Raw genomic sequence first — 21519 nt, 5'->3', positions numbered from 1 at the left:
ACTTAAGGCGATTTTTTATGAATTGGATTATCTTATTATTGGCCGGACTCTTTGAAGTAAGCCTGACTTTTTGTTTGGGGAAGACTCGGGCCGCATCCGGTTTCGAGTTCTATCTTTGGGGTGGAGGTTTTCTTATCTCCACAATATTAAGCATGACGCTGCTTGCCAAAGCCGTGCAAACATTGCCGTTAGGCACAGCTTATGCCATTTGGACGGGTATTGGGGCGGTAGGTACGGTCCTGATAGGCATTTTTGTCTTTAAGGAGCCGGCCACACCGATACGGCTTTTCTTCTTGTTCACGCTGATAGCGTCTTTGATAGGTTTGAAGATTGTTTCTTACTGAAAGGGGAATACATGAAATATGAATTGAAAGCCAACCAGGGTATTCCGGCTTCATTGCTGGTCATGCTTTCCATTGCAACCGGATTATCAGTCGCCAACTGTTACTATAACCAGCCCTTGTTGGGCAGTATAGCCACAGATTTTAAAATAAATGATTTATCCGCCAATGCGGTAGCGACCTTAACGCAAGTCGGCTATATGCTTGGTCTGCTGTTTGTCATTCCATTGGGAGACCTGCTTTCACGCCGTAAGTTGATATTAACCAACTACGTTCTTGCAGCCTGCTCTCTGCTGGCGATTGGTACGGCACAGGACATCCGTATCGTATGGGTGGCATCGCTGATAACCGGAGCGACGTCTGTCATGCCTCAGTTCTTCATACCGCTTGTGTCTTATCATTCAGCCCCAAGCCATAAGACGCGCAATGTAGGCATCATGCAGTCCTGTCTGTTGGTGGGAATTTTGGGCTCACGGATACTGAGTGGACTGATTGCCAATGCCTGGGGGTGGCGCATGGTGTATTTCATAGCGGCCGGACTGATGACGTATTGCTGGTTGATGATGTACAAAGTGCTTCCCGCATTGCCCGCACAGGCAAAAGAAACATACGGAAGGCTGATGAAGTCGCTATGGCATATTCTGCGGAAATATCCATACCTGCGCATTGCTTCCGCTCGGGCGGCATTGGCTTATGGCGCTTTCTTTGCCTTATGGAGTTGCCTTGCCTTCAAGATGAAGCAAGCCCCTTTTTTTGCTGGAGATGATGTCATAGGGGCATTGGGATTTTGCGGATTGGCAGGAGCTGCTACAGTGGTATTCATCAGTAAATATATTCCGATTTATGGAGCCAGACGTTTTTCTCTCATAGGCGGAGTCGTTATGCTGGTGGCTTGGCTGACGGCATGGTGTGGCGGCGACAGCTACGCAGGCATCATCATTGCCATTCTCCTGATTGATGCGGGGATGCAGAGCATTCATTTGGCTAATCAGACCAGTGTGGTAACGCTCGACGCTGAAGCCATCAACCGTGTAAACACGCTGTATATGACCATTTATTTTCTTGGCGGTTCCGTGGGAACGTTTGTTGCCGGCATCTGTTGGGAGCATTTCCTATGGACGGGAACAGCCATAGCCGGATTGACGTTCATTGCCCTTTCCTTACTGGTCAGTTTTACATTTAAGGAAAGTAAGATATGAGCTCCAAACATCATATTCTATTTGATTTAGACGGCACACTGACCGACTCATTCAAAGGTATAGCCCACAGTGTGCAATATGCCTTATCTCGCTATGGCATCGTTGAAAACGATTTGCATAAGTTAACCCCGTTCATTGGACCGCCATTGACCTATTCGTTCAGAGAATTTTATCATTTCTCCGATGCACAGGCGGACGAGGCGGTAAGCTATTACCGTGAATATTTTTCCAATAAAGGTTGGCTTGAGAATACTGTCTATCCTGGTGTCCCAGAGATGCTACAGACACTACGTGGAGTAGGCAAGCATCTTTATGTGGCAACCTCCAAGCCCACGGAATTCGCCGTACGGATATTGGAACATTTTGGATTATCCGTTTTTTTCGATTATATTGGAGGAGCTTCTTTCAATCGTTCACGGGAAAGTAAGGTCGAAGTAATGCGTTATTTATGTCAGCTGGCAAACATTACCGATATGGACAGTGCCATAATGGTGGGTGACCGCAAGTTCGATGTATCAGGTGCCCATGCTATCGGAATGGAATGTGTTGGTGTTCTCTATGGCTATGGCTCAGAAGCAGAATTATCATCGGTTCATGCTGACAGGCTGGTTTCTTCAGTAACAGAACTTACGTATGAACTTCTTGCCAAAGTGTAGCTATTTACATAAATTTACAGATTGTTATTAAGTGTTACAATTTAAAATTCTTGCAGGCTACGTTATCATGATGGCGGTCATCGGCAGCATGGCCGCCATTTTGGTGCATGAGCGCAAACGCATCAGGGAGATAGAAGCCGGCACGGAAACCATCCGGCAGGTGCGCCGTGACATAAGTGAGGCCCACCGTTGTATCACCCGGCTTGCCCTGTTGGGCGAGGGCGTCGTCGGCTGGGACGAAACGGACTACCGCCATTACCATGCCCAGCTCCTGAGCACCGACAGCCTGCTGCAAGCCATGAAACCGCTCTGCCGCGAATACGTGCGCCCGGCACAGATAGACACGCTCCGCTCCCTCCTGACGGACAAGGAAACCCATCTGCGGCACATCATGGAGGTGATGGAGCGGCAGGACGAGGCAAACAGCCTGCTGGTGAACCACCTGCCCGAAGTAGCCCGACGGGCTACACGTGTCCGCACCGTGAGGAAGAAGAAAAGCGGGCTGGCAGGCTTCTTCGGCGGCAAGAAGACCGTACAGGTGCTGCCATCCGCCGGGGAACTCCACGCCTTCAGCGACAGCCTGACCGCCCTGCAAAGGAAACAGGCGGCGGAGATGGAAGCATACGCCGACAGCCTGCGCATCCGCAACCGGACGCTGAACAGGGAACTGGGGCGGCTGATACGCGACCTCGACACGCAGGCACAGGCCGCATTCGACGCACGAGAACAGGACATATCGGAGGCGCAGGCACTGTCCGTCAGGCTGCTGACCGCCACCATCTCCGCCGCCATCGTACTGCTGTTCCTCTCCGGTCTTGCCATCCACCGGGAAATCAGGCGTAACGACCACGAACGGAAACAGCGTGAGCAACTCATCGGAAAGTTGCAGGAGAGCAATAACGCAAATGAAAAGCTAATCAAGTTGCGGCGCAACCTCATCCAAAACGTCACCCACGAACTGCGCACCCCGCTGACCGCCATCGGCGGCAACGCCGAACTGCTGCTGGACGACACGGAGGCTGACAGCCGCATGCGCCATGCACACGCCATCCATGATGCCGCCGGGCGCATGGCAGGGATGATAAACAGCCTGCTGGTGTATTTCCGTCTGGACCGCGGCAAGGAAACACCCGTCATAAAGCCGTTCAAACTATGCTCCATTGCCGGAACATTGGAAACGGAGTTCGGGCCATTAGCAGCAAGCAAACATCTTGCCTTCACAGTGAAAAACCATGCGGACGAGATAGTGGGTGGTGACAAAAACCGCATCCTGAGTATCGGGAGCAACCTGCTATCCAACGCCATCAAATTTACCAAAAACGGAAGTGTCACATTGACAACCGAATATACCAGCGGCATATTTACCTTGTCAGTGTCAGACACAGGCACGGGCATGACAAAGGAACAGCAACTGCGGATATTCGTCCCGTTCGAGCGGCTGGGCAACTCCGTGACGGAGGACGGCTTCGGATTAGGGCTTGCCATCGTCAGCGACACGGTGAAACTGCTGAATGGAAGCATCACAGTGAAAAGCAAATCGGGCAAAGGAAGCCGCTTCACCGTAAGCCTGCCACTGCCCAAAGCGGAGGAAACAATGGCCACCGAAAAGACAACTGTTAAGCATTCCACGCTTTCCGGATACTCCGTGCTGGCGATAGACAACAACGGGATGCTGCTGGACATGATGAAGGAAATGTACAGGCAAAGCGGCGTAAAGTGCGACACCTGCCAAAGCGTGGACGAACTGACGGACCGTATGCGCACAAAGGACTACGACCTGCTGGTAACCGACCTGAAGATGTCGGAGGTGAATGGTTATGAGGTGCTGGAACTGCTGCGCACGTCGGAGATCGGCAACTCGCAGACCATCCCCGTTGTTGCTGCCACCGCTGCAGGCTACGTGGAAGAAAAGGAACTGACAGAAAAAGGATTTGCCGCCGTGCTGTACAAGCCTTATTCCATAGACGAACTGCTTGCAGTCACGGAACGCTGCATCAAGCCAAAGGGCACAAGCAATATAGACCTGTCGCCCCTGCTCGCTTTCGGCGACAAGCGGCGCACGTTGGAAAAGCTGGCGACCACGACACAATCCGACATGGATGAAGTGCGCAAGGCTGCGGAAGCCGGGGACATGGAGGCGTTGGACAGCTGGATACACCACCTCAGAAGCTCGTGGATGCTGATAAAGGCGGAACAGCCGTTGGCGGTATTGTATGACACAATCCACAAGGGAAAAATATCAGATAACGAAGTAAAGGCTGCCGTTGACGCCGTACTGGCACAAGGCAAACTGATTGTAGATTTGGCGAGGAAGGAGGCGGAACGATGGGACGGATAATCGTGATAGAGGACAATCCCGTATTCGCCGGTTATGTGTGCGGACTGCTGGAGAGCAAGGGATTCCAAAGCGTCAGCACCTCCACCTGCAACGGGGCAAGGAAACTGTTTTCCAAGGTGCGGGAGGACGACATCGTGCTTGCCGACCTGCGCCTGCCCGACGGAGACGGCATCGCCCTGCTGGAAGAACTGCGGAGACAGGGCATGAACAATCCCTACATCGTCATGACCGACTACGACGAAGTGCCCACGGCCGTCCGGTCGATGAAGTCAGGCGCGGAAGATTACATCCCGAAGCCGCTGATTGAAGCCAACCTTTTCCCGCTCCTGAAAACCTTGCAGAAAAGGACGGAGCGGCACGACACACCGATTTACGAGCGGCAGAGCGCGGCTTTCCGTGAGATAGACCGCAGGATAAGGCTGGTCGCCCCGACCAACATGAACGTATTGATATTAGGCGAAAGCGGAACAGGAAAGGAACACATTGCCGGGAAGATACACGCGAGGAGCAAACGGGCAGGCAAGCCATTCGTGGCGGTGGACTGCGGCCTGCTTTCAAAGGAGCTTGCCGCCTCCGCCCTGTTCGGACATGAGAAAGGGGCGTTCACGGGAGCCGAAAGCAAGAAACAAGGTTTCTGGGAGGAAGCCGCCGGAGGCACGTTGTTCCTTGACGAGATAGGCAACCTGCCCATAGAAGTGCAGCAGATGCTGCTCCGTGCGTTGGAATCCAAAATGTACAGACCCACGGGCGGCAGCAAGGACAAGCGGGCTGATGTGCGCATCATCGCCGCCACCAACGAAAATTTGCAGGTTGCCATAACTGAAAAGCGTTTCCGGGCTGACCTCTACCAACGGCTGAAAGAATACACCCTGCACATAACGCCGCTGCGCGAGTGCAAGGAGGACATCATACCGCTTGCGGAGTTCTTCCTACAACTTGCCAACGAGGAATTTGAAAAGCAAGTAAAAGGCTTTGACGCGGAGGCAAGAAAACGACTGCTTGCCTATACGTGGGGCGGCAACGTGAGAGAGCTGAAACGGGTCGTGCATTTGGCGGTGCTGCATACCGAGGGCGATACGGTCACGGCGGACACGTTGGAATTCGATGAAATGCCGCTGACGTCTGACGCTTCACTGGAAATGGACGATATGGAAAAGAAACAGATTATCCGTGCGCTGGAACAGGCGAAAGGCAACCGCAAATTGGCTGCGGCATTGCTCGGCATCGGACGTACCACGCTGTACAACAAGATAAGATTATACGGCATAAAGTACAAGGAATAGACCAAGAACACCACAAGGTTAGAACAGGTTGCCCGACTTCGGAGAGGCAACCCGGCGGCAAGGCTTTCGGAGTAACCCGAAAGGTTTCGAGTAACTCGAAACATACCTTGCTGCTGCCACTTTTCGGCAGTAACCGAAAAGCCTTCGGGTAACTCGAAGGACACCTTGCTGTGCTTTTGAGAGCACAAGAAATCCGTCAGCAAACGGATTTGAATTAGTGCTGTTATTTCGGATTTCAAAGCATCGTTTCCCGATGCCCAAGCTGCCCAAAAGAAGAAAGGAAATGAGGGTATAAGAGGGCATAAGAGAGTGGTTATATCCGCATGAATGCTTGCAAGCCAGACTGCGTGTGGGTTCTCGTGAATGCAAACACGTGCGGACATACACACACTAGCCTGCAAGCCTGCCCGCACTCCGACCTGCCAGCCATCCTGCTTGCCTGCCGACCGGTCTGCCTGCGTGCCTGCCTGCCGGCACACAGACAAGCGTGCAGGCAGGCTATTCGCAAACGATTAGGCTCAAATACAATGTGGAAACGGTATTGAATTAAAAGTAGGACAGTGCTACTGATTTTCATCAGCAAGATGTGCAACAAATGTACAATAATGACAAGATGTTTGATTTACTCTATTTTTCAGAGGAATAACTTTGGCAATAAGGAAGAAAAACACTACTTTTGCAAATGAGAAAAGCGTTCTTATGATTAGTGCAGAACATAGCAGAATATAGAAGCCTGCTGGTTTCCAAGTCGTTACCTGTCAAGCTGACAATCTTTGTAAGTCCCTTGTTTTCAATGAGTAAGAGAAAGTAATATGTCTTGCCAGGTGGAAGGTAATATTTTTATTTATACCGCACAAATCCGCAATCTCTTTTAAGTAAGAATTAAGTTTTTGATTGCTCAGCACAGGCAGCAACTGACCTTTGGGGAGCTGACCTTCATATTTCTGGAGTATCGCCTGCGGTATCTTCAGCAGCGGTACGTTTACCGGAGTATCTGTCTTATGACGGTGCGTCATGATCCACGGTTTCCCGTCAAATGAGATTCTGATGTCGCTTGCCTTCAGTTCCTTCACGTCCACATATGATAATCCCGTGTAACAGGAGAACAGGAACACGTCCCGTACCTGTTCCAGTCTTTTAGTCGGAAACTTCTTCTTCATTATCTTTTGCAGTTCCGCATCCGTCAGATAGCCTCTGTCCACACGTTTCAGTCTGATTTTATAATTTGAAAACGGGTCAGTATAAATCCAACCGTTGTTTTTGGCGATGATTACAATCATCTTGAACGTCTGCATGAATTTTGCCGTAGTATTCTCATTGCATTTGCTTTCCGTTCTCAGATAGTTCTCGAAGTCCGTAATGAACATGTGCCCGATTTCCTTCAGTGATATATCCGAAATATTGTATTTCATTTTCATAAATTCCTCCAGCCTCCGGTAGCAGCGGTCATACTTCGCGAGGGTGGCAGGAGTCTTGCTGATGCCGACCAGTTTTCTTGCATCCTCATTGTGTTTCTTGAAAAGTTCCAGCAGTGTTCTTTGTTTCGCCGTTATTCCCAAAAACGCATTGCGTATTTTTTCTACCGTTACGAATGACTCATGCACTTCAATATCCCGGTAGTGGTTTTTCAGCGAAGCACGGATGTCCTCCAATGTTTCATTCAACTGGCGGGCTTTTTGTGTATTTCCTTTCGCCTTGCCCAATGTGGTATCCCATTTATCAGGTTCTATATCCAGCTTTGAGCTGAATTGAGAAATTTCACCGTTAAGCGACAGACGAATCATAATACCCGCTTTTCCTTCCTTGTTCAGATAGTTCTTTCTTAGATAGAACAGAATCTTAAATGTACTCTTACTCATATCCTTTTTTAATTTAGCTCCGTTACAGTGGGTGTAATGACTTCCCTCTGCAAAGGAATAATTAATAATTGGGTTACAAGCAGACATTTGAACGTCAATGAGCGACAAATCAAGGACTTACATCGAAAATCGTTACAGAAGATTTTCCCGATTTTCCTGTAACGATTTTGTAACGGAACTTTGTCTGAAGTGGGCATTTTAATGTCTTTCGGTTGTCCACCGGATAAATAGAAAAAGTCCCGTAAAACGTTGATTTTACGGGACTTGTCTTAATTTGACTACCTAATGTCTTAGGTTTCAGCGGAGAGACAGGGATTCGAACCCCGGGTACCTCGCGGTACAACGGTTTTCAAGACCGCCGCAATCGACCACTCTGCCACCTCTCCAAAACTCTTTTTAGGAGTACCTCGTTTTTCGAAGGCGGTGCAAAGGTACGTAAAGAATTTTGTTTTCCAAATTTTTGGACTGAAAAAATCGGTGTGAACCTTTATTTTCTCTTCTCTTGACCTTTCTGACCGTGTTTGAAGCCCTTCAGCAGTTCCCGATGGAAACGCATCTCGGCTTTTTGCAGCAGATAGATTTTTTTTGCCGTGAGGAATTGTTTGTATTTCCGCACGTATTCCAGCTCCAACTCATCAGTGGCGATGCGCGCCTGAATCACGTCCTCTACAATCTTGCCGTATTCCGTTTCGGTGGTATTGGCGTTTTTCCCCTGGCGAAGTTTCTGCCACGCCTCTTTGTTGTACACCTGTTTCTTGTCCTGCAATTCAAAGTAGAGCGGGAAGAATTTTTGTGCTTCTTCGTTGCTCAGTCCCGCCTGCTGGGTAAAGAATTCTTTCTGGCGGTTACGGAATTCTTCTTTGCTGAGTTTGGCGTTCTGTGCTTGCAAGCCGGTCAGGCACACCGTCAGCAGGAGCACGAGCATGTAAATTGTTTTTTTCATTCTTATTCCTTTATTTATATTATTCCTTTATTTATAGATTTCCGTATCTGCGTCGGTGAGATACTGGTATAGAGTATAATCGTCCATCATGGTCTGATTGACAATCGGGTCGATGTATTCGTCGGGCACTTCGGTGAAATCCGTCGTTTCCGGGGTGGCGGTAGGCGACTGCGACTGCTTTTCGCCTACGAACATCCGCACGCTGAGCATCAGTCCGCAGAACATAGCGGCCATGTAGACCCATGGTTTGACACGTGTCCATAACGTCAGTTTGGGGGTAGGCTGCGCCTCACGCTCCGGAAGCTGCTCCATCAGCTGTTCCGTGAAGCGTTCAAAGTAACCTTCCGGCACCGTGAAAGGATTCTCGGTTCCACATCTCTTCAGTAAGTCAGTTTCTTCCTTTTTCATATTTTTGCCTCCTTTGGAAGTTAGATTCGAATTTGTAAAAAAGGTTTAATCGTGTTGATGAAAAAAATCTTCTATTTTTTTCACGGCATGGTGGTAGGATGCTTTCAGCGCTCCTACACTGGTACCCAGAATCTCCGACATCTCTTCGTATTTCATTTCCTGGAAATATTTCAGGTTAAAGATGATGCGTTGCTTCTCGGGAAGTTGTAGGATGGCCTTCTGGAAGAGTTTTTGCGTTTCATCGCCGTTGAAGTAAGGATCACTCTCCAGTTTGTTGGCTAAGGCCGCATCGGCATCGTCGAGGGACAGACGGTTTTCGGCACGCTGCTTGTTCAGGAAGTTCAGACATTCATTAAGAGCGATGCGGTAGAGCCAGGTGGAAATCTTGGCGTCGCCGCGGAAATAGTCCAGATTAGTCCATGCCTTAATGAATGTGTTTTGCAGCAAGTCGTTGGCGTCGTCGTGCGAAACCACCATGCGCCGTATCTGCCAGTACAACTGTTCGCTGTAGGCCTTCACTATCCGTTCGAAGCCTTTTCGTTGCATCGATGGGTCCTGAAGCATCAGTATGGTTTCTTTTTCGTTATAATTGTTCATGGCGTGTGCGGGTTCGTCATTGTCTGGTAAGACAATCTCCTGGGGAATCAGTTTAATGGGGTTAGTTTTCTTTAACGTCTCAGAGTGAGATCTTCAGCCCTTCGTCGGCGGCCAGGGTGTCTGGGAAAATGGTGCGGGCTTCTTCCAGCAAGGCATTCTCGTCTTCGTAGCGGGCGGAGAAATGGCCGATGAGCAGACGTTTTACTCCGGCTTCCTTGGCGATGCGAGCAGCTTGTGCGGCAGTGGAGTGCAGGGTCTGCTTGGCTCGGACGGCTTCACTCTCAGTGAAGGTCGCTTCGTGGAAAAGCAAGTCTACGCCCGCCACTTGTTCCGCCAGGCGGGGCAGGTATACCGTGTCCGAACAATAGGCATACGCCCGTGGCGGGTCGGAAGGAGTAGTGAGCCGGTCGTTGGGAACCACCGTCCCATCGTCCAACACGTAGTCCTCGCCGTTCTTGATGCGGTTCATCATGCAGATGGGAATGCCGTAGAAATCAATCATGTCGCGCCGGATATGGTTGGGCATCGGTTTCTCGCGGAAGAGGAAGCCGCAGGTAGGCAGGCGGTGACGCAGGGGAATAGTCTCCACACTGACAGAACGGTCGTCGTAAATCACGGTACGTTCGCCCGGGTTGAAGGGGTGGAACACTACCTGATAGGGCATCCCCTTGCAGAAAAACTCCAGTTGCGGTTCCAGCAATCGTTGCAGGTCGGCATGGGCATGAATGTGCAGGTCGGCCGTGCGTTCCAGCATACCGAACGTGGAAATCAGTCCCATGAGCCCGAAGCAATGGTCGCCGTGGAGGTGAGAGATGAAGATGTGGTTCAGCCGGCTGAACTTCAGCTTGGCGCGGCGGAGCTGTACTTGTGTGCCTTCGCCGCAGTCAATCATGAACAGTTTTTCGCGGATGTTGAGCACCTGCGAGGTCGCTTGATGGCGGGTAGTAGGCAGGGCTGAACCACATCCTAAGATGTGTATGTCAAATTTTTCCATTCTTGTTATTCAAACTTGGTATTTCGCATGTCACCCGTCTCGGTGTAGGCCAGGTGCATCTTGAAGGCGTTGCGCAGCGACATCGGCGTGTGGCAGGAATGTCCTTCCGAAAGCTTCAGGTAATCCCACAACAACTGTTTGTAATCGGGGTGCGCACAGTTTTCAATGATGCAGCGGGCACGTTGCGAGGGCGATTTGCCCCGCAAATCGGCCACGCCCTGTTCCGTCACGAGGATGCGCACGTCGTGTTCCGTGCTATCCACGTGCGATACTTGGGGCACAATAGACGAAATCAGTCCGCCTTTTGCCACCGACGGGGTGGTAAAGATAGACAAATATGCGTTTCTGGCAAAATCTCCCGAGCCTCCGATGCCGTTCATAATCTGGCTGCCCGACACGTGCGTGCTATTCACGTTGCCGAAGATGTCGGCTTCGAGGGCCGTGTTGATGGCGATGATGCCCAGGCGGCGAATCATTTCCGGATGGTTGGTGATTTCCTGCGGACGCAGCAGGATGCGGTCGCGGAACATGTCAATCTGTGCATACATCGTGTCCAGATGGTCGTCGCTCAAGGTGAGTGAACTGCCGGTAGCAAATCGGATGCGGTCTTTCAGCATCAGGTCGATGACCGAGTTCTGTATCACTTCCGTGAACATGGAGAAGGCGGGAAGGCTGGTATCATCGCCCAAGGCCCCCAATACGGCGTTGGCGATATTGCCCACGCCCGACTGCAAGGGAAGGAATTCTTTGGGGATGGCCCCGTTCTTCCATTCACGCAGCAGGAAAGAAGCTACGTTGTGTCCGATTTGCAGGGTCGCTTCGTTTTGGGGCGTGAAGGCAGCGATAGAGTCACGGGCATTTGTGCGGACCACTCCCGTGACCTTCTTTGGGTCAATTTTCACACTGATGCGTCCGGCCCGGTCGTTCACATGATATATCGGAATCTGTGTTCGATAAGGCGGGTTGTCCAATATATAGATGTCGTGCATGCCGGTAAGTTTTCCTCTATGTGCTTCGTTCAGTTCGATGATAATCCGTTCGGCTTTCTGCAGCAGGGTGGGCGAGATGCCGACCGAGGTGCTCAGGATAATTTCTCCGTCGTCAGTGAGGTCGGAGGCTTCCACGATGGCTACATGGATTTTTCCCAGGAAACCGTAACGCACGTCCTGACCAATCTGCGACAAGTGCAGGTCGAAATATTCCACTTCGTGCTGGTTGATGGCCGTGCGCATGTCTTTATTTGACTGGAAAGGCGTACGGAATGATACGGCATGGGCTTTGACCAGGGCACTGTCTACCTGGTTGCCCGTGGCGCCTCCTGTGATGAGGCCGACTTTGAATTCTTTTCCTTGTGCATGTTGTGCTTCTGCGTAGGCGGCCAGTGCTTCCGGCACGGCTTTCGGTGTACCTACTGATGAAAATCCGCCGATGCCGACGGTGTCCCCATGATGAATGGTGGCAGCGGCTTCGGCTGCCGTAATAAATGCGTATGTCATGATATGTTTTTGGTCTTTTGCTACAATATAGTCAGACAAAGTTAGAATTTGTAATTCAGATAACCAATCTTTCTGACATCTTTTCCGATTTTAGCCTCGAAAGTTATCTGATTCACGCAAAATAAACTTATATTTATGCTTTTTCCTCAAAAAAAGAACCAGAATGATACGTTCAAACGGATTTCCTTTTATTTTTGTGAGGAATTATCACGGAATTGTGATAGAAAGATGAGAGTAACTAACTAAAATTGCTTTTACTGTGAATAAGCTGAGAAAAGTCAGGCGCACGCTGGGGGTATTGTGCCTGGTATTCGTGACACTGTTGTTCGTCGACTTCACAGGCGTGCTGCATGCATGGCTGGGCTGGATGGCGAAGATTCAGTTCCTTCCGGCGCTTTTTGCCTTGAATGCCGGAGTAATCGTGTGTTTGATCTTGCTCACGCTGATTGCCGGACGTGTGTATTGTTCGGTGATTTGTCCGCTGGGCGTGTTTCAGGATGTAGTGGCCCGTCTGGGCAGAGGCCGTAAGAAGATGCCTTACACGTATTCCAAGCCGAAAAGCTGGCTGCGATACGGAGTGCTGGTCATCTACGTGCTGGCCGTGCTGCTGGGCGTGCATGCCCTGGTGGCCTTGCTCGATCCGTATGCGGTGTATGGCCGTGCAGCCCACAGTTTCCTGCAACCCTTGTGGATGTGGGGCAACAACCTGCTGGCTTCGCTGGCCGAACGCATGGACAGCTATGCGTTCTATTCAGTGGATGTTTGGCTCAAGAGCTTGCCCGTGCTGATTGTAGCAGCGGTGATGCTGGTACTGGTCATCGTGCTGGCGGCACGCAATGGGCGTACCTATTGTAATACCCTCTGTCCGGTGGGTACCGTACTGGGATTCTTCTCCCGTTTCGCCTTGTTCCGCATTACCATCGACAAGGAGAAATGCAACGGCTGTACCCTTTGTGCCCGCAATTGCAAAGCGGCTTGCATCGACGTGAAGAACCACGCGGTGGACGGAAGCCGTTGCGTGGCTTGCATGGACTGTCTGGACAAATGTCATAAAGGTGCCATCGGCTACCGTTTTGCGTATGGAAAGAAGGATGAAAAGGCAGCGGCTCCGGTGGCTGAAAAGCAGGATTCCATTGTCGGACGTCGGGAATTCTTGGCTGGCTCTTTGTTGCTGGCAGGGTCGGTGCTGAAGGCACAGGTGGCCAAGAAGGCGGAAGCCATCAAGATGGACGGCGGACTGGCCGACATCATCGACAAGAAAGAGCCGGTGCGCCACACGCCGATTGTACCGCCGGGAGCACAGGGACTCCGTCACCTGCAATCGCACTGTACAGCTTGCCAGCTGTGCGTGTCGGCTTGTCCGAACGAAGTGTTGCGGCCCTCCAATTCTTTGGATTCTTTCATGCAGCCTTACATGTCGTACGAACGCGGTTACTGCCGTCCGGAGTGTACACGCTGTTCCGAGGTGTGTCCCGCTGGAGCCATCCTGAAAATCGACAAGGCTGAGAAGTCTTCCATCCAGATTGGACATGCCGTGTGGGTGAAAGAACGGTGTATTCCGCTTACCGACAAGGAGGAGTGCGGCAACTGTGCCCGCCATTGTCCGGTGGACGCCATTTCGATGGTACCGTCCGATCCGTCCAACCCCGACTCGCTGAAGATTCCGGCTGTGAACGAAGCCCGTTGCATCGGTTGCGGAGCCTGTGAGAACCTGTGTCCGGCCCGTCCGTTGAGTGCCATCTACGTGGAAGGCCACGAACGTCACCGTACGCTTTAACTGAATTGTCTTACCTTTTATATATGCAAAGAGAATGGACGAGAAAAAACCGATGAATCGAAGAGATTTCCTGAAGATAGTAGGTATCAGTACGGTGGGAGCCACGGCGGCGCTCTCCGGCTGTGCACCCGATAAGAAAGAAACCAGTGAAGGGGTAGGTGAGGTGCCTGTGGGCAAGATGACCTACCGCCAGTTTCCTCCCAACGAGGACAAGGTGTCACTGTTAGGCTACGGCTGTATGCGCTGGCCCACCCTTCCGGCTCCGGGAGGCGACGGCAACGTGATTGACCAGGAGGAGGTGAACCGGCTGGTGGATTATGCCATCGAACATGGCGTGAATTATTTTGATACAGCCCCGGTCTATGTGCAGGGGTGGTCGGAGACTTCCACGGGTATCGCTTTAAAACGGCATCCGCGCGAGAAGTTCTTTGTGGCTACCAAGATGTCGAACTTCTCCAATTCCGATTATGATTTCGGGGTGAAGATGTATCACAATTCGATGAAGAAGCTGCAGGTGGACTACATCGACTATTACCTGCTTCACATGCTGGGGGCTCCCGGCAAGCGGGGGTTGCAGGGACGTTTTCTGGACAACGGCCTGCTCGACTTTCTGCTCAAGGAGCGAGAGGCCGGACGTATCCGCCATTTGGGCTGGTCGTTCCACGGCACGAAGGAGGAATTCGACCGGGCGCTGGCCATGCACGACCAGGTACACTGGGATTTCATTCAGATTCAGTTGAATTATTCCGACTGGTTTCATGCTTCGGGCAACAACGTCAACGCCGACTACCTGTATGAGCAAGTGAGCAGCCGGGACATTCCGGTGGTGGTGATGGAACCGTTGCTGGGCGGACGCTTGTCGAACATCCCTGAACACGTGTTTACCCGCCTGAAGGAGCGCAACCCCGAGGGCAGTGTGGCTTCGTGGGCTTTCCGTTTTGCCGGTACGCCTTCCAAGGTGCTGACCGTGCTCAGCGGTATGACCTACCTGGAGCATCTGCAAGACAACATCCGCACCTATTCGCCGCTGGTGCCGCTCACCCAGGAGGAAAACCAGTTCCTGCTCGACACGGCGGAACTGATGCTGCAATATCCCACCGTGCCCTGCAACGACTGCAAATACTGTATGCCGTGTCCTTACGGCATTGATATCCCCGGTATCCTGGTACACTACAATAAGTGTGTGAACGAGGGCAACATGCCGAAAGACCGCATGGACGAAAATTACGTGAAAGCCCGTCGGGCCTTCTTGGTGGGCTACGACCGCAGTGTGCCGAAACTCCGTCAGGCCAGCCATTGCATCGGTTGCAACCAGTGCAGCCCGCATTGTCCGCAATCCATCGACATTCCCAAGGAACTGCACCGCATCGACGAGTATGTAGAGAAACTGAAACAGGAGACGCTGTGATGGAGGAACTGATACGCTTGCTGAACGCGGGAGGGTATTCCTGCGTGGTGCGCCACGAGGAGGAAACACGAACCTTTTCCCGCCGGGGAGTGGCTGACCTGTATGACTTGTACTGCACCGACCGGGATTTTCTGAAGGGAGCCTGGTTGGCCGACAAGGTTATTGGAAAAGGAGCTGCCGCTTTGATGGTGCTGGGAGGCGTGGCCCGCGTGTGGACCCGGGTCATCAGTACCCCGGCCCTCACTTTACTCCGAAACGGGGGCGTGGAAGTAGCCTTTGCAGAAGAAGTGCCCTGTATCATCAATCGCACCCGCACGGGACGTTGTCCGCTGGAGACCCTCTGCGACGTGTCGGACAATCCCGCGGCACTCTATCCGGTGATTGAGGGCTTTGTGAGCCGCATGCGGGAAGCCGCAGAAAAAGAAAAAAACAAACGTTGAAAAATAGACTTATACATGGAAACAACCGTAAAACTTTACACATTGGGTTACAGCCGCGTGAAGACCTACGTCACCGCTCTGCTGTTTGTGGCTGGAAACATCGTCCTGCCCCAGCTCTTTCATTTGGTGCCGCAGGGAGGAGTGACCTGGCTGCCCATTTATTTTTTCACCCTGGTAGGGGCTTATAAGTATGGCTGGAAAGCCGGACTGCTGACAGCAGTGCTTTCGCCGCTGCTTAACTCGTGGTGGTTCGGTATGCCTGCACCTGCCGTATTGCCGGCTATCCTGCTGAAATCCGTTTTGCTGGCCGTGGGTGCCGGACTGGTGGCAGCCCGCTTCCAGAAAGTCACCCTGCCGTTGCTGCTGGCCGTGGTGCTGTTCTATCAGGTGGCAGGTACACTGGGCGAGTGGATGCTCTCCGGCAGTCTGTTCACCGCCTTGCAGGATTTCCGTATCGGTATCCCCGGTATGTTGCTGCAAGTGTTGGGAGGCTACTGGGTGATTCGTCGCATTTGAGAAAATGATCTGATTTCCAGGGACTTTTAATTCTGTCAGAAAACGCCTTTGCGTTTCGGTTTAAACGCCCTTACGTTTTGTGTAAAACGTACTTGCGTTTGGATCAAAACGCAAAGGCGTTTTGTTTGAAATGTACTTGCGTTTAAGAACAAACGCCGAAGCGTTTTTGAGAGGAGATTTTGTAGGTGGCGGATGGGCATAAAAAAAGGAGTTCCGCTGAACTCCAACCTTTTGTTAACCTTAAATCTAATACTATGAAAAACACGTTGCAAAGGTACGTATTTTCTGGTTATCTGCAAGCAAAATACCCCGAAAAATCTGTTTAATAACATCTATTATGATTTGCTTTTGTCGGAAACGTTTTTGTTAACGCTTCTTTTACTACCTTTGCACTTAAAAAATAAAGAGATTATGGCATTTGAAGCGACGAAAAGAGAATGGGGGGAATTGTATGCGTTTTTCCGGCTGCTGGCCGACGGCTACGTGTACGGCGGAACTCCCGACGTGAAGAAGGACGAAGCGCTCCGTTTTCCGGTGGCAATGGTGCGGCGTGAGGAACACGACGGTACGCGTCAGTATATTTTGGAGAAGGAGTCTATCCACCTGAAAGGAGAGAACATTGACAAGCGGATTCCGCGGGAGGACTTTGCTACGGTGGCCGAATTGATTTATGCGGCCATCCGTCAGAGTCGGGAAGACGACGTGACTTCGCCCGACGGGGTGGAAGAGTTCCTCGACGAGGTGGCTATCTTCGACCTGGAGGCTCGGACGGACGACCGTACGGATTTCAGTGTAGCGTTTTATTCGGTGGATGCCCCGCTCACAGGCTTCTGCGTACGTTCCCGGCTGGGGCTGATGATTCCGTTGCTCGACGGCGGACGCACAGCCAATTTCAAGTTTGAACAGACGGGCGTGAAGTTTGCCACGCCTACCATCAACAAAATCAATGCGGAAGGAGAGGAAGACGATGTGGTGTCGCGGATGCTGATGATTGAGCGGCTGGGCGGCGTGCTGAAGTACAGCGACGTGGCCGACAAGATTTTCCGCAGCAACCTGTCGATGATTGATTTGCATATGGGCCGTCTGCTGGCCGAAATGACCCGCCTGATGTGGCTGGACGGCATCACGAAGGTATCGGATTTGACAGAGGAGCTCCAGAAATTGAATCCGCTGAAAATCAAGGATGAACTGATTACGAAGCACCGCTTCTATGAATACAAGGTGAAGGAACTGTTGTTGGCATTGGCCATGGGCATGCGTCCGGCCAAGCTGTACAACGGTACTGACTCGGCCATTGCCGGTTTCCTGTTCGTGACGGGCGACGGTGAAGTGTTATGTTACCAGCGGGCGTTCCGCCAGACCTTTGCCGACTTCTTGTACCAGAACAGCCGCCTGGAAAAAGGCTCTACCGAGAAAGACAAGTACGGCTACCTGGAACGTGAAAACGGGGTATATTATTTCAAACTGAACCTGAAGATCGGTCTGCTGAAACGCTGAGGCCGATAAATGAAAATAAAAAAGCGGATGCTCCGACTTGTAAAAAGAAGGAGCATCCGCTTTTTTATGCGTTTCCGCGAAGGGAATTATTCTTCGTGGTTGCTGTAGTATTTCATGAACTGCGTACGTTCGAACGGGTTCACTTCGCCCGCAGCGGCTGCGTTCATCTTGCCCTTGAACTGTGAAATAGAGTTGAAACCTTTGTCGTCCATCCATTCAGACAACTCCTGTTTCATGCGTCCGATCATCTCGTTGCCATGCTGGTAGATGGTGCTGCACACTTCTACGGCAGAAGCTCCGGCCAGCAACGATTTGATGACGCCTTTTCCGCAATGTACACCTCCTGAAATGGCATAGTCCAGTTGCGGTACTTCGGCTGAAGCGATGGCTGTCCAGCGGATACGGTCGGACAGTTCAGACGGAGAACTCATCACACTGGCGGTAGTGAAGGTCAGGTTGTCAATCTGGATATCCGGCTGGTAGAAACGGTTGAACAATACCACGGCAGCGGCTCCATTGGCATACAGCTGGTTGATGAGGGCTACCGGATTGGTCAGGTTGCTGCCCAGTTTCAGGATGACCGGGATGCGGACTGTTTTCTTGATGTGGCGCAGGATGTCAATGTGACGCTGTTCGAAGCTGCCCGGCTTGTATTCCTTGCTGGTCTGTAGTGTCAGGATGTTTACTTCCAAAGCGTCTGCTCCAGCCTGTTCCATCAGGCGGGCAAAGTCAGTCCATTCGCTGTCGCTGTAGCAGTTGATGCTGGCGATGACCGGAATTTTGCAGTGTTTCTTCACGTCCTCAATCAAGGCGATGTGCTCGTTCAGGGCATGTGAGCGAACGTAAGCACCCAGGTAGTCGTCGGCTTCAGGAGAACCGTAGCCCTGCATGCTGCCTGCCTGCATATTGATTTGTTCCTCGAAAACTGATTTCAGTACTACTGCAGCGGCCCCGGCTTCTTCCAGTTTCTGGATTTTAGCCAGGCTGTTCGTCAGGCCCGAACTGCTGATGATAATCGGGTTATTTAGGGTTAACCCTGCAAAAGTTGTTGTTAGTTGTGCCATATTCTTCTCGTTTTTAATATACTCTTTCTCCGAAAATCTTGCTGCCTACGCGTACCATCGTACTGCCGGCTTTTACGGCCAGCAGGTAGTCGTGCGACATGCCCATGGAAATCTCCTTGAAGCGGTCGTCGTGCGCGAAATACGTGTCTTTCAGTTCCGTGAAGAAGCGGTGCAGACTTTCAAATTCCTTGGTAATTTCTGCTTGGTCGTCGGTATTGGTGGCCATGCCCATCACGCCACTGATGGCCACATGGGTTAGCTCCCGCCACGGTTCCGTGTCGAGCATCTCGCGACATTCCTGAAAAGAAAATCCGTATTTGCTGTCTTCTTCGGCGATATGGATTTCCAGCAGGCAGGGAATCACACGGTTGCATTTGGCGGCCTGTTTGTCGATTTCGGCCAGCAGCTTGTAGGTGTCTACCGCATGAATCATGGCGATGTAGGGCGCAATATACTTCACCTTGTTGGTCTGCAAGTGGCCGATGAAATGCCACTGGATGTCGGCAGGCAGAGAAGCCTGCTTTTTGCTTAATTCCTGTTCCTTGCTTTCTCCGAAGATACGCTGTCCGGCTTCGTAGGCCGCCAGGATGGCTTCGTTGGGGTGGAACTTGGATACAGCTACCAGGCGCACTTGGGGAGGAAGTTGTGTCCGTACCTCATTTAAATTAGACTGAATATCCATGGTTTTGATAAGTGTTTGTTTATCGTTTGTCTGCATCCGGAAATTCCGGTTTCACGTCTGGCTCTGTTGAGTAAGGATATACATCCATCAGGGCGGTTTCGGCTACGGAAGCAATCACGTAGTCGGCCATTGTGCCTTTCATGCCTTCGTCCAGCTTCTTTACTGCATCGCGCAGGTCAGCAGCCTGTACCAATACGTTGGTGGCTGTTTTCTTTTCGGCACCGCTTTTCTCATCGAGGGTGATGAAATAGAGTTTGCACTTGAACCAGCGGTCGGCTGCTTCCTCGTCGCTGGGGAAGAGCTCACTGTAGTTGGCGCGCTTGATGTCGGATACGGTAAATTCTCCGCTGATGGAAGGAGTGATTTCTTCGATAATACGCGATTCAGCCTCGGTGAAGCTGAGTGCGTCCACCAGATAGGGTTCCGTTACTTTCTTGTTCATGCCGTTTTCGACCACTTTTTCGTAACGGATTTTGCATTCAAACCAGTTATGCATCATAATTTTTCTTGCTTTTCAATTTGTAATAATTCACACAAAGATACGATTATAAATTGAATGGGAGAACAAATGGTTTTGAAAAATCAGTCAATTCTCGATTTGCAGCGGTTTTGTTGCATGAATTCCTGAATGACGTCGGCGTAGTTCCCTTCTATCAGGATGTGATGGTTGCTCAACGGGTTGTGCAGGAAATAGTCGGCCGGTTTGTCCAGGCGTACTTTCAGCTGAGTACGGCAGCAGGTCACCAGGTTGGTGTTCTCAATAAGATGGCCTGATGACAGGTAATACTCGTCCAGGCATTCACCGCCGCATTTGAAGAGGGTCACTTCACCCGGATGCACGAGCCCTTGGATGGCGATGCCGCTTTCCGTCTCGAAGTGGTTGCGGATGATAAAGTGTTCGGCCATCCGTGTAGGGATGGTGCAGTGAGCCAGCAATACCTCGTTGTGGGCTAGATCGACAAACGATGGATTGGCCATGAAAGCGGGCTGGCCGATGAGTTCTTTCACCATAAGTAAAGTCATAATCGACTGGAGGTCGCCCTCGCATCCCGCCGGAATGCCTTCATCATTCAGCAGGGAAAGTGCCAGGCAGCCCGTGGTCTTCAGGCTTTGGATGAGTGAGAAACAGGAAAGGGTAAGAGCGTCGAGCTTTTCTTCCTCGCACACACGACGGATTGCTTTGTACAGGCGCATGGCGCGCAGCAGTTCTTCGGGAGTTACTTCCTGAATGCCTTTGGCACGGTTGGCGAACAGGGAGGCTTCTACGCCGATTTCATCGTCGGTAATCTCATGGAAGGTTTTTTCCACGGTTTCAATGGGGATATCTGTATAAATCACTCCCCAGCGCTGCCCGGCCAGCAGGTAATCTACGTGACTGGCCACCAGCCAGGAAGCCGGGGTGCCGATGACGCCGATGCGTTTCTTCTTCAAGGCCCGTTTGGCGGCAAATGCCTGATGGTGCAGGAGTACCTGGTTGACCATGTCTGGCACCAGTCCATGGATGATTTTCACTTTCATGTCTCTCGACTGTATCCAGGCGGAGATTTCGAGGGCAGCGGCCAGTGAGTTGTTCAGCCCGTCGGCCAGCAGGGTGATGGGATAGGGCAGGATGCTGAAGAAGCGTACGACGGCATTTTCCACTCCTCCGCTGGCAATGAAAGCCATCTTGTATTCGTTGCTGGGAATACAGTCGGCTTCGGTGTAGTTGATCAGGTGGAGGGTGAAATGTTTTTCCAGTTCCACAAATAGGTCTTTGTGTTTGTCATAAACTTGTTCTGCGCGATAGGTCCCGGAAGTAAATATAATTAGGTAAAGATTCATTTTTGTATGGAATGTTTGGTTATCGAGGACAAACATACGGATTTTTTAGGTTGAAGACATGGAAAATGCTTGAAAAGGCGTTAAACTTTCCTTGGACGGTTTTTCTTAGGATAGGGAACCCCCTTTTTTCTGAGCACAAAGTTGCTTTATTTCATCAATCCCTTTATCTTTGCATTTCAGAATCTTTTTAAAATCATAAA

20 protein-coding genes and 1 tRNA gene are annotated in these 21519 nt (G+C 51.2%); 10 read left to right on the top strand and 11 right to left on the bottom strand.

Translation table 11 applies throughout. From position 1 onward, the window contains the following. Positions 1-17: 17 nt before the first annotated feature. The 5 genes from H6A28_RS09055 to H6A28_RS09035 all read left to right on the top strand — a co-directional run bounded on the left by H6A28_RS09055 (position 18) and on the right by H6A28_RS09035 (position 5817). Positions 18-344, top strand: coding sequence for a DMT family transporter (locus H6A28_RS09055; protein WP_204479898.1), 327 nt, complete (start codon positions 18-20; stop codon positions 342-344). A gap of 11 nt (positions 345-355) precedes the next feature. After that, entirely contained in the window at positions 356-1540 is a 1185-nt protein-coding gene (locus H6A28_RS09050) for an MFS transporter (RefSeq protein WP_204479897.1), read from the top strand. After that, positions 1537-2196 (top strand): HAD family hydrolase, encoded by a 660-nt coding sequence (locus H6A28_RS09045; protein ID WP_204479896.1) that lies wholly within the window; start codon positions 1537-1539, stop codon positions 2194-2196. Before H6A28_RS09050 ends, H6A28_RS09045 begins: the two co-directional genes overlap by 4 nt. A gap of 160 nt (positions 2197-2356) precedes the next feature. Next, positions 2357-4534, top strand: coding sequence for a hybrid sensor histidine kinase/response regulator (locus tag H6A28_RS09040; protein ID WP_345944556.1), 2178 nt, complete (start codon positions 2357-2359; stop codon positions 4532-4534). Beyond that, positions 4522-5817, top strand: coding sequence for a sigma-54-dependent transcriptional regulator (locus tag H6A28_RS09035; protein WP_204479895.1), 1296 nt, complete (start codon positions 4522-4524; stop codon positions 5815-5817). The genes H6A28_RS09040 and H6A28_RS09035 overlap by 13 nt, the downstream gene beginning before the upstream one ends. A 758-nt stretch (positions 5818-6575) precedes the next feature. On the opposite strand, the gene H6A28_RS09030 is transcribed toward H6A28_RS09035, so the two are convergent. The 7 genes from H6A28_RS09030 to H6A28_RS09000 form a co-directional block, all read right to left on the bottom strand. Then, positions 6576-7676: a site-specific integrase gene (locus H6A28_RS09030; protein WP_204479894.1), complete on the bottom strand. Its 1101-nt coding sequence runs from the start codon at positions 7674-7676 to the stop codon at positions 6576-6578. Positions 7677-7977: 301 nt separating this feature from the next. After that, positions 7978-8062, bottom strand: a tRNA-Ser gene (locus H6A28_RS09025). Between the two features lie 101 nt (positions 8063-8163). Then, on the bottom strand, positions 8164-8619 hold the full coding sequence (locus H6A28_RS09020; protein ID WP_204475493.1) for a hypothetical protein: 456 nt from the start codon (positions 8617-8619) through the stop codon (positions 8164-8166). Positions 8620-8646: 27 nt separating this feature from the next. Next, entirely contained in the window at positions 8647-9027 is a 381-nt protein-coding gene (locus H6A28_RS09015) for a hypothetical protein (RefSeq protein WP_204479893.1), read from the bottom strand. 45 nt (positions 9028-9072) lie between these two features. Beyond that, the gene (locus H6A28_RS09010) at positions 9073-9624 is read right to left on the bottom strand and encodes an RNA polymerase sigma factor (protein WP_072542241.1); all 552 of its coding nucleotides are present in this window, start codon (positions 9622-9624) and stop codon (positions 9073-9075) included. 79 nt (positions 9625-9703) lie between these two features. Continuing rightward, a complete protein-coding gene (locus tag H6A28_RS09005; RefSeq protein WP_204475490.1) occupies positions 9704-10618 on the bottom strand; it encodes a ribonuclease Z in 915 nt (304 codons plus the stop codon). 5 nt (positions 10619-10623) lie between these two features. Continuing rightward, positions 10624-12114 carry a succinate CoA transferase gene (locus H6A28_RS09000; RefSeq protein WP_204479892.1) on the bottom strand — a complete coding sequence of 497 codons (1491 nt, stop codon included), beginning with the start codon at positions 12112-12114 and terminating at the stop codon, positions 10624-10626. 259 nt (positions 12115-12373) lie between these two features. Between H6A28_RS09000 and H6A28_RS08995 the strand changes: the two genes are divergently transcribed. The 5 genes from H6A28_RS08995 (at position 12374) to H6A28_RS08975 (ending at position 17752) form a co-directional block, all read left to right on the top strand. Continuing rightward, positions 12374-13891 (top strand): 4Fe-4S dicluster domain-containing protein, encoded by a 1518-nt coding sequence (locus tag H6A28_RS08995; protein ID WP_204479890.1) that lies wholly within the window; start codon positions 12374-12376, stop codon positions 13889-13891. Positions 13892-13925: 34 nt separating this feature from the next. Continuing rightward, the gene (locus H6A28_RS08990; protein ID WP_204479888.1) at positions 13926-15299 is read left to right on the top strand and encodes an aldo/keto reductase; all 1374 of its coding nucleotides are present in this window, start codon (positions 13926-13928) and stop codon (positions 15297-15299) included. Further along, the gene (locus H6A28_RS08985) at positions 15299-15739 is read left to right on the top strand and encodes a DUF1893 domain-containing protein (protein ID WP_204479886.1); all 441 of its coding nucleotides are present in this window, start codon (positions 15299-15301) and stop codon (positions 15737-15739) included. Before H6A28_RS08990 ends, H6A28_RS08985 begins: the two co-directional genes overlap by 1 nt. A gap of 15 nt (positions 15740-15754) precedes the next feature. After that, positions 15755-16255 (top strand): ECF transporter S component, encoded by a 501-nt coding sequence (locus H6A28_RS08980; protein WP_204479879.1) that lies wholly within the window; start codon positions 15755-15757, stop codon positions 16253-16255. A 411-nt stretch (positions 16256-16666) separates the two neighbouring features. Beyond that, positions 16667-17752: an HpaII family restriction endonuclease gene (locus tag H6A28_RS08975; RefSeq protein ID WP_204479877.1), complete on the top strand. Its 1086-nt coding sequence runs from the start codon at positions 16667-16669 to the stop codon at positions 17750-17752. 86 nt (positions 17753-17838) lie between these two features. Here H6A28_RS08975 and H6A28_RS08970 read toward each other — a convergent pair whose 3' ends face one another. The 4 genes from H6A28_RS08970 to H6A28_RS08955 form a co-directional block, all read right to left on the bottom strand. Next, positions 17839-18816, bottom strand: a complete 978-nt coding sequence (locus tag H6A28_RS08970; RefSeq protein WP_204479876.1) for a dihydroorotate dehydrogenase-like protein — start codon at positions 18814-18816, stop codon at positions 17839-17841. Positions 18817-18829: 13 nt separating this feature from the next. Continuing rightward, positions 18830-19498, bottom strand: a complete 669-nt coding sequence (locus tag H6A28_RS08965; protein WP_239465324.1) for a YggS family pyridoxal phosphate-dependent enzyme — start codon at positions 19496-19498, stop codon at positions 18830-18832. A gap of 19 nt (positions 19499-19517) precedes the next feature. Then, on the bottom strand, positions 19518-20000 hold the full coding sequence (locus tag H6A28_RS08960; protein WP_204475505.1) for a DUF4494 family protein: 483 nt from the start codon (positions 19998-20000) through the stop codon (positions 19518-19520). A gap of 80 nt (positions 20001-20080) precedes the next feature. After that, complete coding sequence (locus H6A28_RS08955; protein ID WP_204479874.1) at positions 20081-21319, bottom strand: fucose isomerase; 1239 nt, start codon at positions 21317-21319, stop codon at positions 20081-20083. Positions 21320-21519 lie beyond the last annotated feature (200 nt).

The organism is Bacteroides mediterraneensis (assembly GCF_016900355.1).
Lineage (GTDB): Bacteria > Bacteroidota > Bacteroidia > Bacteroidales > Bacteroidaceae > Phocaeicola.
The sequence above is the reverse complement of the archived record's forward strand: the minus strand, read 5'-3'. Positions and strand labels throughout refer to the sequence as shown.

Excerpts from the sequence above, each read along its gene's own strand:
- H6A28_RS09055 (WP_204479898.1), top strand. The coding sequence starts at position 18 with ATGAATTGGATTATCTTATTATTGGCCGGACTCTTTGAAGTAAGCCTG.
- H6A28_RS09050 (WP_204479897.1), top strand. The coding sequence starts at position 356 with ATGAAATATGAATTGAAAGCCAACCAGGGTATTCCGGCTTCATTGCTG.
- H6A28_RS09045 (WP_204479896.1), top strand. The coding sequence starts at position 1,537 with ATGAGCTCCAAACATCATATTCTATTTGATTTAGACGGCACACTGACC.
- H6A28_RS09035 (WP_204479895.1), top strand. The coding sequence starts at position 4,522 with ATGGGACGGATAATCGTGATAGAGGACAATCCCGTATTCGCCGGTTAT.
- H6A28_RS09030 (WP_204479894.1), bottom strand. The coding sequence starts at position 7,676 with ATGAGTAAGAGTACATTTAAGATTCTGTTCTATCTAAGAAAGAACTAT.
- H6A28_RS09020 (WP_204475493.1), bottom strand. The coding sequence starts at position 8,619 with ATGAAAAAAACAATTTACATGCTCGTGCTCCTGCTGACGGTGTGCCTG.
- H6A28_RS09015 (WP_204479893.1), bottom strand. The coding sequence starts at position 9,027 with ATGAAAAAGGAAGAAACTGACTTACTGAAGAGATGTGGAACCGAGAAT.
- H6A28_RS09010 (WP_072542241.1), bottom strand. The coding sequence starts at position 9,624 with ATGAACAATTATAACGAAAAAGAAACCATACTGATGCTTCAGGACCCA.
- H6A28_RS09005 (WP_204475490.1), bottom strand. The coding sequence starts at position 10,618 with ATGGAAAAATTTGACATACACATCTTAGGATGTGGTTCAGCCCTGCCT.
- H6A28_RS09000 (WP_204479892.1), bottom strand. The coding sequence starts at position 12,114 with ATGACATACGCATTTATTACGGCAGCCGAAGCCGCTGCCACCATTCAT.
- H6A28_RS08990 (WP_204479888.1), top strand. The coding sequence starts at position 13,926 with ATGGACGAGAAAAAACCGATGAATCGAAGAGATTTCCTGAAGATAGTA.
- H6A28_RS08985 (WP_204479886.1), top strand. The coding sequence starts at position 15,299 with ATGGAGGAACTGATACGCTTGCTGAACGCGGGAGGGTATTCCTGCGTG.
- H6A28_RS08980 (WP_204479879.1), top strand. The coding sequence starts at position 15,755 with ATGGAAACAACCGTAAAACTTTACACATTGGGTTACAGCCGCGTGAAG.
- H6A28_RS08975 (WP_204479877.1), top strand. The coding sequence starts at position 16,667 with ATGGCATTTGAAGCGACGAAAAGAGAATGGGGGGAATTGTATGCGTTT.
- H6A28_RS08970 (WP_204479876.1), bottom strand. The coding sequence starts at position 18,816 with ATGGCACAACTAACAACAACTTTTGCAGGGTTAACCCTAAATAACCCG.
- H6A28_RS08965 (WP_239465324.1), bottom strand. The coding sequence starts at position 19,498 with ATGGATATTCAGTCTAATTTAAATGAGGTACGGACACAACTTCCTCCC.
- H6A28_RS08955 (WP_204479874.1), bottom strand. The coding sequence starts at position 21,319 with ATGAATCTTTACCTAATTATATTTACTTCCGGGACCTATCGCGCAGAA.